This window comes from Phycicoccus duodecadis (assembly GCF_002846495.1).
Taxonomy (GTDB): Bacteria; Actinomycetota; Actinomycetes; order Actinomycetales; family Dermatophilaceae; genus Phycicoccus; species Phycicoccus duodecadis.
In genome coordinates this window covers 1,392,673-1,405,873 of sequence record NZ_PJNE01000001.1, presented here as the reverse complement: position 1 = coordinate 1,405,873, position 13,201 = coordinate 1,392,673, and the positions used below count along the sequence as shown (strand labels likewise).

10 protein-coding genes and 1 tRNA gene are annotated in these 13,201 nt (G+C 74.9%); 8 read left to right on the top strand and 3 right to left on the bottom strand.

The window, feature by feature from the left end; genetic code table 11:
• Positions 1-64 precede the first annotated feature (64 nt).
• Positions 65-1,252 carry an IS30 family transposase gene (locus tag ATL31_RS06480; protein ID WP_425440338.1) on the bottom strand — a complete coding sequence of 396 codons (1,188 nt, stop codon included), beginning with the start codon at positions 1,250-1,252 and terminating at the stop codon, positions 65-67.
• A gap of 118 nt (positions 1,253-1,370) precedes the next feature.
• Between ATL31_RS06480 and tmk the strand changes: the two genes are divergently transcribed.
• The 4 genes from tmk (at position 1,371) to ATL31_RS06460 (ending at position 4,945) form a co-directional block, all read left to right on the top strand.
• Positions 1,371-2,015, top strand: a complete 645-nt coding sequence (gene tmk / locus ATL31_RS06475) for a dTMP kinase (RefSeq protein WP_101395053.1) — start codon at positions 1,371-1,373, stop codon at positions 2,013-2,015.
• Positions 2,012-3,151 (top strand): DNA polymerase III subunit delta', encoded by a 1,140-nt coding sequence (locus ATL31_RS06470; RefSeq protein ID WP_101395052.1) that lies wholly within the window; start codon positions 2,012-2,014, stop codon positions 3,149-3,151. The genes tmk and ATL31_RS06470 overlap by 4 nt, the downstream gene beginning before the upstream one ends.
• Before the next feature lie 101 nt (positions 3,152-3,252).
• Positions 3,253-4,800, top strand: a complete 1,548-nt coding sequence (locus tag ATL31_RS06465) for an alpha/beta hydrolase (protein WP_101395051.1) — start codon at positions 3,253-3,255, stop codon at positions 4,798-4,800.
• A 68-nt stretch (positions 4,801-4,868) separates the two neighbouring features.
• A tRNA-Thr gene (locus tag ATL31_RS06460) sits at positions 4,869-4,945 on the top strand.
• Between the two features lie 91 nt (positions 4,946-5,036).
• On the opposite strand, the gene ATL31_RS06455 is transcribed toward ATL31_RS06460, so the two are convergent.
• Positions 5,037-5,351: a helix-turn-helix transcriptional regulator gene (locus ATL31_RS06455; RefSeq protein ID WP_101395050.1), complete on the bottom strand. Its 315-nt coding sequence runs from the start codon at positions 5,349-5,351 to the stop codon at positions 5,037-5,039.
• 78 nt (positions 5,352-5,429) lie between these two features.
• Between ATL31_RS06455 and ATL31_RS06450 the strand changes: the two genes are divergently transcribed.
• The 3 genes from ATL31_RS06450 (at position 5,430) to ATL31_RS06440 (ending at position 10,905) form a co-directional block, all read left to right on the top strand.
• Complete coding sequence (locus ATL31_RS06450) at positions 5,430-9,410, top strand: putative inorganic carbon transporter subunit DabA (protein WP_101395049.1); 3,981 nt, start codon at positions 5,430-5,432, stop codon at positions 9,408-9,410.
• Entirely contained in the window at positions 9,407-10,315 is a 909-nt protein-coding gene (locus ATL31_RS06445; RefSeq protein ID WP_101395048.1) for a DUF6671 family protein, read from the top strand. The genes ATL31_RS06450 and ATL31_RS06445 overlap by 4 nt, the downstream gene beginning before the upstream one ends.
• A gap of 92 nt (positions 10,316-10,407) precedes the next feature.
• Complete coding sequence (locus tag ATL31_RS06440; RefSeq protein ID WP_101395047.1) at positions 10,408-10,905, top strand: DUF427 domain-containing protein; 498 nt, start codon at positions 10,408-10,410, stop codon at positions 10,903-10,905.
• A 102-nt stretch (positions 10,906-11,007) separates the two neighbouring features.
• Here the strand turns inward: ATL31_RS06440 and ATL31_RS06435 are convergent, their stop codons facing one another.
• Entirely contained in the window at positions 11,008-11,640 is a 633-nt protein-coding gene (locus ATL31_RS06435; RefSeq protein WP_101395046.1) for an inorganic diphosphatase, read from the bottom strand.
• A 94-nt stretch (positions 11,641-11,734) separates the two neighbouring features.
• On the opposite strand from ATL31_RS06435, the gene ATL31_RS06430 reads away from it, so the two are divergent.
• The gene (locus ATL31_RS06430) at positions 11,735-13,177 is read left to right on the top strand and encodes a D-alanyl-D-alanine carboxypeptidase (protein ID WP_143598336.1); all 1,443 of its coding nucleotides are present in this window, start codon (positions 11,735-11,737) and stop codon (positions 13,175-13,177) included.
• Positions 13,178-13,201 lie beyond the last annotated feature (24 nt).

Sequence of the window (13,201 nt, the reverse complement as noted above, 5' to 3'; positions counted from 1 at the left end):
GAGAGGAGGCGACACGCAGGGCCACGGCCTGGCGGTCTCAATCGGTGAGCGCAACGGGTTGGTTTCAGGCTACTTCGGCGAGGGCTTCGGCTGGGGTACGCCATCCCAGGGTCATGCGGGGTCGGGCGTTGAGTCCGTCTGCGACGGTCTCGAGGTCTTCTTGGGTGTACACGGACAGGTCGGTGCCCTTGGGGAAGTACTGGCGAAGGAGCCCGTTGGTGTTCTCGTTGCTGCCGCGTTGCCAGGGCGAGGCGGGGTCGCAGAACCACACGCTCAGCCCGGTCTCGGCACGGACTCGTTGGTGGGAGCCGACCAGCTCGACGCCTTGGTCCCAGGTCAGGGAGCGGGCCAGGTGCTCGGGTAGGGCGGTGATCTGTTGCGCGATGGCGTCGGCGACGGATTCGGCGTCGTGCCGCCCTGGTAGGTGAAGCAGGATCACGAACCGGGTGGTGCGCTCGACCAGGGTCCCGATCGCCGAGGCGCTGTTCTTGCCGATGATCAGGTCACCTTCCCAGTGCCCGGGCACGGTGCGGGCGTCGACGTCCTTGGGTCGATTCGCGATCAGCAGCTCCCCGGGCACCCGGGGCCGTTTGGCGGCCTTGCGCGGGGCCCGACGGGCCCGACCGGTGCGAAGCGCGTGGTGCAGGTCAGCGCGCAGGTGGCCACGGCCTTGGACGTACAGCTCCTGGTAGAGCGTCTCGTGGGAGACCCGCATCGACTCATCATCGGGGAAGAGCACCTTGAGCCGGTTGCTGACCTGCTGAGGGCTCATCCGCTCGGTCCCGCCGATCCACGCCTGCACCGTCGCCGCGAGCACCCGGTGCCCGGACAGCTTGGTCGGTTTGGGCCGGCGGGCCCGCTGCTCAGCCTTCAGCTGCGCGATCCGCGCCGAGTACGGCCGCATCCGCACCGTCCCGGCGCTGGTGCGGCCCTTGGGGCGAAGGTTGCGCGCGATCTCCCGACTGATCGTCGACCGCGCCCGCCCGATCTCGCGCGCGATCTCCGCCTGGGTATGGCCCCGGGCGAGCATCTCCTCGATCGCCTCACGCTCCTCGAAGCTGAGCCGGTGGCCAGAGTCCGCAACCCGCATCCTGATCACGCCACCAGACTCGCGGACCCACCGCCCCGCGATGCTCGATCCGACCCCAGCCACAGCCGCGGACCGCAGCACGTCACCATCGAGCCGGTACTCACGCCAGAACGCGTCCTCAAACCGACGAGCCAACTTCAATGTCACAACACACCTCCACAGGTCGTGTTGCGTTCACCCCCTGAGGCCGCACCTCCCTGGTCGGCGTGTCACCTCCTCTCGACCCGGGATGCGGTGGCCGAGGGCCCGCGGTGTCGCGGGGCTGGCCTAGGCTCGCGGCGTGACCGGTGCGAGCGGGGTGTTCATCGCCTTCGAGGGCGGCGACGGCGCGGGCAAGTCCACCCAGGTGCGGCTCCTCGCCGAGGTCCTGCGCGCCCGGGGCCGTGAGGTGCTGGTCACCCGCCAGCCCGGCGGTACCGAGCTCGGCGCGGCCATCCGCGACCTCGTCCTGCACGGCGACCACGTCTCGCCCCGCGCCGAGGCGCTGCTCTTCGCCGCCGACAAGGCCCACCACGTCGACCTCGTCATCCGGCCGGCCGTCGCCGCCGGGCAGGTCGTCATCACCGACCGCTACACCGACTCCGCCGTCGCCTACCAGGGCGCCGGGCGCGACCTCGGCGCCGACGAGGTGCACGACCTGCAGATGTGGGCCGTCGGCGACCTCGTCCCCGACCTCACCGTCGTGGTCGACGTGCCGTCGGGCGAGGGGCGCCGCCGGCGGGGCGAGGTGCACGACCGGCTCGAGTCCGAGGCCGACGACTTCCACGACTCGGTGCGCCAGCACTTCCTCGCCGTGGCCCGGGGCAACCCCCACCGCTACCTCGTCGTCGACGGCACCACCCCGCCCGACGCCGTCCACGCCGAGGTCCTGGCGCGGGTCGAGGCGATGGGCGTCGTCGAGCCGGCCCCCCGGGGTCTGTCGTGACCGTCTGGCGCGACGTCATCGGCCAGGAGAAGGCCGTCGCCACCCTCGAGCGGGCGGTACGCGACCCCGCGTCGATGACGCACGCCTGGCTCTTCACCGGGCCGCCGGGATCGGGTCGCTCGGTCGCGGCCCGGGCCTTCGCGGCCGCGCTGCTCTGCCCGCAGGGCGGATGCGGCGAGTGCCGCGAGTGCCGCACCGCGCTCGACGCCACCCACGCCGACGTCGACGTCATCGCCACCGAGGGCCTCTCGATCAAGGTCGAGCAGGCCCGCGACCTCGTCGCGCTGGCGGCCCACCGGCCGTCGGTCGGGCGCTTCCGCGTCATCATCGTCGAGGACGCCGACCGCCTCACCGAGCGCGCCGCCGACGCCCTGCTCAAGGCGCTCGAGGAGCCCGTACCGCGCACCGTCTGGATGCTGTGCGCGCCCTCGGTCGAGGACGTCATCATCACCATCCGCTCGCGCTCGCGGCACGTGCGGCTGCGCACCCCGTCGGTCGAGGCCGTCGCCGACCTGCTGGTGCGCCGCGACGGCGTCGACCACCCGATGGCCCTGTACGCCGCCCGTGCCGCCCAGTCGCACGTGGGGCTGGCGCGCCGCCTCGCCCGCGACGAGCACGCCCGCATCCGGCGGCACGACGTCGTCGCCATGACGGCCCGGATCGTCACCGTCGGCGAGGCCGTGGGCGCCGCCGCCGACCTCGTCACCATCGCCCAGGAGGAGTCGGCCGCGGCCTCGGGCGAGCGCGACGCCACCGAGAAGGCCCGGCTGCTCGAGATCCTCGGAGCCGACCCGTCCTCGCGCACCCAGCCGCCCCACATCCGCTCGCAGGTGTCGGCGCTCGAGAAGGAGCAGAAGGCGCGCGCCACCCGCTTCACCCGCGACGTCCTCGACCGTTCGCTGGTCGACCTCCTCTCGGTCTACCGCGACGCCCTGGTGCTGCGCACCGGCGCCGGCAGCGCGCTGGTCAACGAGGACAGCCGCCAGGTGGTCACCCGCGTCGCCGAAGTGCTGACCGCCGAGCAGCTGCTGCTCGCCATGGACGCCGTGGGCACCGCGCGCGAACGCATCGACGCCAACGTGGCGCCCCTCCTCGCGCTCGAGGCGATGGCCCTCGGGCTGCGCCTGCCGCGCTGACCGGCGACGACGGCTCGTCCACCCCCGGCCGGGGTCGATCGCTGCCGTTTCGTGACCTCCCCCCGGTCGGGCCTCCCAGAAGGCTCGCTTATCGTCCTGGCATGACCCTGCGCCCCCTCGCCCTCGTCGCGGGCGCCCTCGTGGCCACCACCGTCCTCGCCGGATGCGCCGTCGTCGACGACGTGCGCGACCGCGTCCAAGCGCGGCCGTCGGTCGCCGTCACCCCCCAGCCGCCGCCCTCGGGGACCCAGGGCCTGGGCCGCTTCTACGGCCAGCAGCTGGACTGGAAGGACTGCTCGGGGGCCGAGTGCGCGCAGCTCACGGTCCCGGTCGACTACCAGGACCCTTCCGGCAGCACCATCGAGATCTCGGTGCTGCGCGTCCCGGCGAGGAAGGCGAGCAAGCGCATCGGGTCGCTCGTCGTGAACCCCGGCGGGCCCGGGGGCTCGGGCGTCGACTACGCGCGCGCCGCCGACTTCATCGTCGGCAAGGGGGTGCGCGACGCCTACGACATCGTGGGGTTCGACCCGCGAGGGGTCGGGCGCTCGGCCCCGGTCGACTGCCTCACCGACGCCCAGCTCGACGGCTTCCTGGCGTCCGACCCGACCCCCGACGACACCGCCGAGGAGCAGGCGTTCGCGGCGGCCGCGGCCTCGTTCGCACAGGCTTGCGGGACCAACGCCGCCAAGCTCCTGCCGCACGTCTCCACCGAGGACGCCGCCCGCGACATGGACGTCCTGCGGGCCGCCCTCGGCGAGAAGAAGCTGACCTACCTGGGCAAGTCCTACGGCACCTTCCTCGGCGCCACCTACGCCGACCTCTTCCCGCAGCAGGTCGGCCGGTTCGTCCTCGACGGCGTCGTGGCCCCCGACCTCACCAGCGAGGAGATCAACCTCGGCCAGGCCGAGGGCTTCGAGCTCGCCACCCGCTCGTTCGCGGCGTACTGCGTCAAGGAGGGCGACTGCCCCCTCGGCACCTCGGTCGACGCCGTCATGGAGAACCTGCGCTCGTTCCTGAAGAAGGTCGACACCACGCCGGTGCCCAAGACCGGTGACGCGACCGTGCCGGCGCTCACCGAGGGCTGGGCCTCGCTCGGCATCGCCGCCGCCATGTACGACCAGGGGGCCTGGCGCACCCTGATGGATGCCATGACCAACGCCCTGGCCGGCGACGGCACCGCCCTGATGCAGCTGGCCGACCAGTACGCCGACCGCAACCCCGGAGGCGGCTACGCCGGCAACATCATGGAGGTCATCTACGCCGTCAACTGCCTCGACAAGCCCGAGTCGAGCTCGCTGTCGGAGCGCGAGACGATGGCGGACGCGGCAGCCGCGAAGGCTCCGACGTGGGGCCGCTACCTCGCCTGGAGCTCGCTGCCCTGCGGGTTCTGGCCGGTGAAGGCGACGGGGGAGCCGCACGAGGTCACGGCCGCGGGGGCCGAGCCCATCGTCGTCATCGGCACCACACGAGACCCCGCGACGCCCTACGCGTGGTCGGTGCGCCTGCACGACCAGCTCGCGAAGGCGTCCCTCATCACGTTCGACGGCGACGGTCACACCGCCTACACCCGCTCCAACGCCTGCGTCGACGGTGCCGTCGACACGTGGTACCTCAAGGGGGCGCTCCCCAAGGACGGGCTGCGCTGCTGAGCGGATTCGCGAACGCGGCGCCGGGCTCCTTATACTCGTCCGACGTGTCCGGCCCCGGCCGGGCGCCCGCCGCCTTAGCTCAGTCGGCCAGAGCGATTCACTCGTAATGAATAGGTCATCGGTTCGATTCCGATAGGCGGCTCCACCGCAGTACCGCAGGTCAGGCCCTCTCGACGCCCGTCGAGGGGGCCTTACCGTTGCCGTCCCCGGCTCCCCGGGCTGCGGCCGGCCGGGGGTCAGCTCGCGTCGTCCCCGTCGTCCCCGTCGACCTCGAAGATGGCCAGGAGTGCTGCCACGCGGGTCGAGGACTCGGCCGGGTGGCGGAGGTGGCGGTGGGGGTCGAGCCGGTAGGTGTTGCGCCGACCGACGCGGTGCTTGGTGATGTACCCGGCACTCTCCAGGTCACCGACGATCGACAGAGCCGCGCGCTCGCTGATCCCGACCGACGCGGCCAGCTCGCGGACCTTGGCGTGGGGGGAGCGGCTGATGGCGACCAGGACGTGACCGTGGTTGGACAGGAAGGTCCACGGCCGCGTCGGCGCATCGCTCATCCGGAGAGCCTACCGAGGCTTCGACAGGCCAGGCCCGGCACTTGACAGATGAAGCAAAATGCATGCATTCTTCTGCGTGTGATTCCTCTCCTCGGCGTTCGCACCCTCTCGCTGTCGGTCCTGCTGGTGGGCCTCTCGGGTCTGGTCCCGGAGGCCGTGGGCGACCCCCTGCAGGGGGCGTTGCCGCTCGCGCCGGGGCTCTCGTGGCGCTGGCGGCTGGACGTCGCCGCCTGCGTCCTGCTCGTCTTCTTCGGGGTCCTGGGCTGGGTCGTCGCACGGTTCTGCGCCGCCAACCTGCGGGGTCGGCGCCGGGCCGGCCGCGTCGGGGCCCTGCTCACCGGCCTGCTGCTCGCCCTGACCCTGCTGGCCGTGAGCAGCAGCATCGTGACGTTCGCGCTGGGCTGGACCGCGAGCGGCCTGCTGATGACCGCCCTCATCGCCCGCACCGGCACCCAGCACGCCGGTGCCGCGGCTCGCAGGATGCGGCGCACGCTCCTCGCGGGTGACCTGGCCCTCTGGCTGGCCGTCGCCGCCTGGGTGGCCTGGCTGCCGTCGACCGACCGGGCCGCGGCCGTCACGGGCGCGAGCGACGGGCGGGTGGTGGTGGTGGCGGCCCTGCTCGCCCTCGCGTGCGTGGCGCGCAGCGGGCTGTTCCCCGCGCACCGGTGGCTCCCGGAGACCGCCGAGGCGCCCTCCCCGATCTCGGCGCTCCTGCACGCGGGCATCGTCAACGGCGCCGGCGTGCTGGCGGTCGTGGCGTGGCCGGTCTTCGCCGCCGCGCCCGTCGTGCTGGCCGGGCTCTTCGGGGTGGGCGTCCTGACCCTGCTCCTCGGCGGCTGGTCGGGCGCGGCGCGTCGTGACGTCAAGGGCCGGCTCGCCTCGTCGACCACGACCCAGATGGCGTACATGACGATCCAGGTCGGCCTCGGCCTGCCGGCCATGGCCCTGATGCACCTGGTGGCCCACGGCTGCTACAAGTCGTGGCTGTTCCTGCGGGCCGGGGGCGCGGTCGACCGGCACGGCCATCGCTGGGCCACCGTGCGCCGCCCCCGCGCTCAGCTCGCGGCCGCCGGGGCGGCCCTGCTGGTCGTCGTCCTGCTGGCGTGGCCGGCCGCCCGCGCGCTCCTCGAGACACAGGGGCCGGTGGCGCTGCTTCCGCTCGCCGTGGCGGCGGCCGCCGTCGCGCTGGGCGGATGGAACGCGGCCTCCCTCGCCCGCATCCGGACCCGCACGGTCCTCGGGGTGGTCCTGCTCGCCGGTGCCGGCGGGACGACCTACGTGTGGGCGATGGCGCGCTGGGAGGGCTTCCTGAGCCCGGTCCTGCCTCCGGCCCCGGTGTGGGAGGGCTGGGCCGCGGCGCCGCTGCTCGCGGTGGCGGCCCTGGCCGGCGTCGCCCTCGTCGCCGGCAGCCGGAGGGTCGTCAGCGACCCGGCCGGAGCCCTGGCCCTCCGCCTGTTCCCGCTGACCCTGACGCCGGGGTCGCGGGCCCGCGGCGCCGTCCCCGCGTCCGTCGTGGCGGCCTGCGCCGCCGACGCCACCCGCGAGCCGTCCGCCGAGGAGCGCGCCACCCTGGTCGCCACGGTCGAGGACGTGGCGCGGGCCGGCGGCCCGGCGTGGCCCCTGCGCGCCATGGTGGCCGCGAACCCCCTGGCGGGCCTGGAACACCTGCCGTACCTCGACGCCATCGCCGCGGCCGAGGCGTTCCACGGCCATGACCTGCAGCCGGGGCTGTCCTTCTACCTGCACGGCCACGAGACCGGGCGGATCACCGACGCCGACCTCGCCGCCGCCCAGCGCCCCCGCGATGCGGCCCCACGGCCGGCCCCCGAGGTCGTCGCCGGGACCCGGCTCCTCGCCGAGGCCGCGCGCCATCCCGTCAGCGCCTCGGGCGGCCGCCTCGTGCAGCAGCACGCGGTGCCCCACGCGGACGCCGTGGCCGAGCACGAGAACGCGTGGACCCAGCTCGCCTGGTCGACGGTGTCCCCCCGCCCGGACCACCGCGCTGCCGCGACCCAGGCCGAGCCCGAGGGGCCGTACCACCTGTGGCGTCGCGCGGCGCAGCATCGCTCGTACGACGGGGTCATCGGGATCGCCGGTGCCGCCGCGTGGGCGCGGACGCTGCCCGCGGACCCCGTCGCCGCGATCCTGCTGCTCGTGCGCCGGGCGGGGACGAGCACGTCGGACATGCGCTCCCTGATCACGAGCACGTTGGCCGCCGCGCCCGGCTGGAGCGCGCACGCGGCCTGGCGGGCCCGCGAGCAGGGAGGCCCCGGCCCGCTCCTCGAGCTCGTGGCCGTGCGGCTGGCGCACGACGTCCTCGTCGGGCTCTGCGCGAGCAGCGCCGCGGCGGCGGTCGCTTCCGGGCCCATTCCCGTGCCCCCCGCGGTCGACCGACACCGCAACCGTCACCTCGGTGCTGCCGCAAGCGGGGAGGCCGAGCTCCGGGCGATCTGGCAGGACGCCCTGGAGGTCGGCCCCCAGCGCCGGCTCGTCGCCTCGCTGGGGAGCTCCCGCGCCCGTGCCGCAGCGGGAGCCACGGGTGGGCGGCCGGCCACCCAGTCGCTCTGGTGCATCGACGTGCGCTCGGAGCGGGTCCGGCGCCACCTGGAGCAGGTCGGGAACCACGAGACCTACGGCTTCGCCGGCTTCTTCGGCGCGGCCGTCCGGTTCGTCGACGTCGAGGGTCATGCCCACGACCTCTGCCCCGCGCTCGTCCGGCCTCGGCACACGGTCACCGAGCGAGCGCGGCCGCTCCGCTTCCGGGAGGCCGTGCACCGCACCGCGACGGCCGTCTCCCGGCATCCAGTGGCCGCGCTGGCCGTCGCCGAGGGAGGAGGCGTGCTGTCGGCGACGACCGCGGTCGCCACGACGGTCGTGCCGGGTCGCGTCCGCCGGATGGTCCGGTCCGCGACGGCGCGCGGTGTCCGCCCCGCGGACACCGGCTCCCTCGTCGTCCCCTGGAGCGTCGACGAGAAGACCGACGTGGTCGAGTCGTCACTGCGCGCGATCGGACTCGTCGACGGCTTCGCCCCGGTCGTGCTCGTCTGCGGCCACGGCGCGACCCTGGAGAACAACGCCTTCGCCACGGCCTACGACTGCGGGGCCTGCGGCGGACATCCCGGGCCGGTCAACGCGGCCGCCCTGGCGCACCTGATCAACGACCCGGAGGTGCGGGGCCGCCTGGCGGGGAGGGGGATCCGCATCCCCGACGACACGCGGGCCCTGGCCGCCCTGCACGACACCACCACCGACCGGGTCGAGCTGCTCGACCCGTGGGACGACCCCGCCCTCGAGCGCGACCTACGCACCGCCGGCCGTCGCGCCGCCGCCCAGCGGCTCCAGGCGCTACCGCCCCGTGGCCGGTCCGACACCGTCGCCGGGCTGGGCGACCGGGCCGCGGACTGGTCCGAGCCGACCCCGGAGTGGGGCCTGGCCGGCAACGCGGCGATCGTCATCGGGCCCCGGTCGCTCACCCGCGGCACGGATCTGCAGGGCCGGGTCTTCCTCCACTCCTACGACGCCGGCCTCGACCCGCGCGGGGAGATCCTCGAGCAGCTGCTCACCGCGCCCCTCGTCGTCGCCCAGTGGATCAACGCGCAGTACAACTTCTCGGCCCTGGCCCCCTCGACGCTCGGCGCGGGCGACAAGACCACGCACAACGTCGTCGGCGACGTCGGCGTCGTCACCGGCGCCCGCGGCGACCTGCGGGTCGGCCTGCCCTGGCAGGCCCTGTTCACCGAGGACCCGGGCGCCGCGGGCCTCGACGGTCTCGTGCACGAGCCGCTCCGGCTGAGCGCCCTCGTCGCCGCGGACCCCGAGGCCATCCGCGCGGTCGTCGACCGGCACGAGGTCCTGCGCCACCTCGTGGTCAACCGATGGGTCACGGTCATGGCCGTCGACGACGACACCGTCAGCGTCCTGCGCCCGGACCTCACCTGGGCGCCCTGGACCACGGGGGATGCCGACGACCCCACCTCCGCATCCGCCCGGGTCAGCACCGCGACCCGGAGCGTCCGGCCCGAGCACGAGCCCGCCCCCGTCCCGCAGGAGCAGCCATGACCAGCATCGACACCACCTCCCGTCCCGAGCCTCGCGCCCCCGGCCGCCCGCGCCCCTACGTCGGCCGTCCGGTGGTGATGGCCACGCAGCACGGGAAGGCCGAGGTCGTCAGGGACCTGTTCGCGGCCGTGGGGCTGCACGTCATCCCCGTCGCCGTCGACACCGACCGGTTCGGCACGTTCACGCCCGAGGTCCCCCGACCGGCCGGCGCGCAGGCCGCCGCCGAGGCCAAGGCCCGCGCCGGTGCGGCAGCGGGCGGCCTGCCCCTGGCCCTCGCCTCGGAGGGGAGCTTCACCCCTGACCCCGACACCGGCCTCGTCGTCCAGCACGAGCTGCTGGCGTTCCTCGACACCGAGTCGGGCCTGACCCTCACGGGACGCGCCACCGGCCACGCCCCGTGGGCGCGGTCCTGGACCGTGGACCCCGACGCCACCGCCGCGCTCGACCGCGTCCTGGCGCAGGTGGACCTCACGCGCACCCGCCTCGTCGCCCGCCCGGACCCGGCCGCCGCGACCGCCCCGGACGCGGCCGGGGGTGCCGGCATCACAAAGGGCCTCGGCTCCCCGGAGTCGCTCCGTGACGCCGTCCGGCACGCCGCTCGGTGGTCGTCCCGGGTCGTCGTCGAGACCGACCTGCGCGCCGACCGGGCCCCGGAGCGGCATCCCGTCATCCGGCGTGCCGCCGTCGACCTCATCCACCGGCTGCACACCCCGTGCCCGGCCTGCGGGCGCCTCGGGTTCGGCCCCGACGAGCACACCGGCCACGCGCCGTGCTCCGGCTGCGGTACCCCCACCGCCCGGCCGACCCACGTCGTCCGGCGCTGCCCGCACTGTTCCCACGAGGTGCTCGACGCGGCGGCACCGGCCACCGCCGGCCCTGGTGACTGTCCGGCCTGCAACCCGTGACCGGCCGCGGACGGGACGCGACGGCGAGGGTGACCCGTGCTGGTGCCGGGCCCGACGCCGCGGCGCGACCGGCGCCGGGTTAGCCTGCCGGGATGGCCCGCCCCCGCCCGCTGCCCCCCGGCCCCGGCCAGGAGTCCGTGTGGGACTACCCCCGCCCACCCGCCGTCGACGCGAGCCGCGAGTCGGTCGAGATCTGGCTCGGTGGCGTCCGCATCGCGCTGAGCACCCGGCCCCTGCGGGTGCTCGAGACCAGCCACCCCCCGACGTACTACCTGCCGACGGCCGACGTCCTCGAGGGTGCGCTGCGGCCGGCCTCCGGCTCGTCGTACTGCGAGTGGAAGGGCGAGGCGGCGTACTACGACCTCGTGGGCGGCGGGCTGGTCGCGCCGCGGGCCGCGTGGACCTACCCGCGGCCGACCCGCGGCTTCGAGGTGCTGCTCGACCACGTGGCCGTGATGCCCGGGGCCGTGGACCGCTGCGTCGTCGACGACGAGGTCGTGACGCCGCAGGCGGGCGGCTTCTACGGCGGCTGGATCACCAGCCGGGTCGTCGGGCCGTTCAAGGGCGAGCCCGGCACCTGGGGCTGGTAGGCGTCGAGGCCGGAGTAGGCACCGGGACCTTCGGGTCGGCACCGGAACGCTTGCGGTGCCGACGTGAAGGTTCCCGCACCGGGCGAAGAAGCTGCCCGGGGGTCAGTCGTCGCTGAGCGGCTTGTCCTTGGTGGCCAGCTCCGCGCGAGCCTTCTCGGCGGCCGCGGCCAGCTCGTCGCGGGTGTGGGCCGACGTGGCCGCCGCACCCGGGACCTCGGCGTGCGGGGGCATCCGCCACCGGGCCGTGGTCAGCCCCGCCGCGCGGGCGCGCTCGAGCGCCTCGTTGATGCAGTCCTCGGCCTCCTCGCGGCCGGCCCAGTGCGCGCCCTGCACGGACTTGCCCGGCTCGAGGTCCTTGTAGGTCTCGAAGAAGTGCTGGATCTCGAGGCGGTCGAACTCGGTGATGTGCTCGAGCTCGCTGATGTGCGCCTTGCGCGGGTCGCCCGCCGGGATGCACAGGATCTTGTCGTCACCGCCGGCCTCGTCGCGCATGTGGAACATCCCGATCGGGCGCGCGCGCACCACGCAGCCGGGGAAGGTCGGCTCGTCGAGGAGGACCAGCGCGTCGAGCGGGTCGCCGTCCTCGCCGAGCGAGTCCTCGATGTAGCCGTAGTCCGACGGGTACGACATGGCGGTGAACAGCATCCGGTCGAGGCGGATGCGGCCCGACTCGTGGTCGACCTCGTACTTGTTGCGGTGACCCTTGGGGATCTCGATGGTGACGTCGAACTCCACGGCGTGTTGCTCCCTCGTAGTGCGCTGTGCTGCGTGACCTAGGCTCGACCGACAGTCTGGCGCATGGATCGTGGTGGGGACGAAGGGAGTGGCGGTGAGACGTGTCATGGTCGCGTCCACGGCGGCCGTCGCCCTCCTCGGCGTCGGTGGCTACGCCACGGCGGACGTGCTCGACGTCGCCCCCGGGATCCTCACCGTCGAGCGCCCCGTGGTCGTGCCCACCCCCACCGTCTCGGGCACCCCGGCGCCGGTCCTGCTGCCCACGCCGGGCCCGTCGGCCACCGCCCTGCGCGACGCCGGCGCCGACGCGCCGGTACCCACCGCGCGCGGCCTGCTGGCGGCGGTGGACGCCGCGGCCACCGACCGCGCGCTCGCCGGGCACCTCGGCCTCAGCGTGCGCGACGGGGTCACCGGCCAGGAGCTCCTGGGCGTGCGGTCGGCCCAGGCGCGGGTCCCCGCGTCCACCGCCAAGCTGCTGGCCGCCGTGGCGGTCACCGACACCCTCCACCTCGGTTCCCGCATCCCGACGACCGTCGTGGCCCCGCCCGGCTCCACGGACCTCGTGCTGGTCGTCCGGGGCGACATGCTGCTGTCCCCGACCACCGGCGACCCGGACGCCGTCGAGGGGCGGGCGGGGCTCGCCGACCTCGCCGCCCAGGTCGCGGCGGCCCTGCGCCCCAGCGGCCGCACCACCGTGCGGCTGCGTCTCGACCTCTCCTTCGCCCCCGGCCCGCGCATCCCGGCCACCTGGGTCCGCAACGACGTCCGCGACGGCTTCGCCGGGCCCGTGGCGATGACCGGCCTCACCACGCAGCAGGCCCGGCCGCTGCGGCCGGCGCCCGCCTCACCCGAGACCACGGTGGCCCGCGCCCTCGTCACCCGGCTGGCCGAGAAGGGCGTCGAGGCCACCCTGGCGCCCGCCACCACGTGGAGGGCCCCCGCCCCGGCCGGCGCCGAGGAGCTGGGCTCGGTCGAGTCGGCCACCTACGGCGAGCTGCTCGAGCACGCGCTCGCCGTGAGCGACAACACCCTGGCCGAGAGCCTGGTCCGGCAGGCGGCCGCCACCGCCGGCGCCCCCACCCGGGGCACCGGCGACAACGCGGCGTTCATCCGCAGCCGGCTCGCGGCCGACGCGATCCCCGTCCCCGGCCTCGTGCTGAAGGACGCCAGCGGCCTCAGCCCCGGCCAGGCCGTCGCCCCCGTCACCCTGTCGGCGGTGCTGGCCCGCGCGGTGCAGGGGGACTCCGAACCCCTGCGGAGCGTCGTCGCGGGGCTGCCGGTGTCGGGCCTCGAGGGCACGGTGCGCGGGCGGTTCACCGAGAAGGCGACCGCCGACGTCCTGGGGGTGCCGCGGGCCAAGACCGGCACCCTGCGCCAGGGCTCCTCGCTGGCGGGCACCACCCTCACGGCCGACGGCCGCCCGCTCCTCTTCGTCGTGCAGGTCGACGGGTTCGCGCAGACCTACGACGGAACCCTGCGGGCCCGGGCCGCGTTGGACCGGATCGTGGCCGCCCTCACCCGATGCGGCTGCCGGTGACCGCCGTGATGAGAGGCTGAACCC

Coding starts and splice junctions, on each gene's coding strand:
- ATL31_RS06455 (WP_101395050.1), bottom strand. CDS start 5,351: ATGAGCGATGCGCCGACGCGGCCGTGGACCTTCCTGTCCAACCACGGT.
- ATL31_RS06465 (WP_101395051.1), top strand. CDS start 3,253: ATGACCCTGCGCCCCCTCGCCCTCGTCGCGGGCGCCCTCGTGGCCACC.
- ATL31_RS06445 (WP_101395048.1), top strand. CDS start 9,407: ATGACCAGCATCGACACCACCTCCCGTCCCGAGCCTCGCGCCCCCGGC.
- ATL31_RS06440 (WP_101395047.1), top strand. CDS start 10,408: ATGGCCCGCCCCCGCCCGCTGCCCCCCGGCCCCGGCCAGGAGTCCGTG.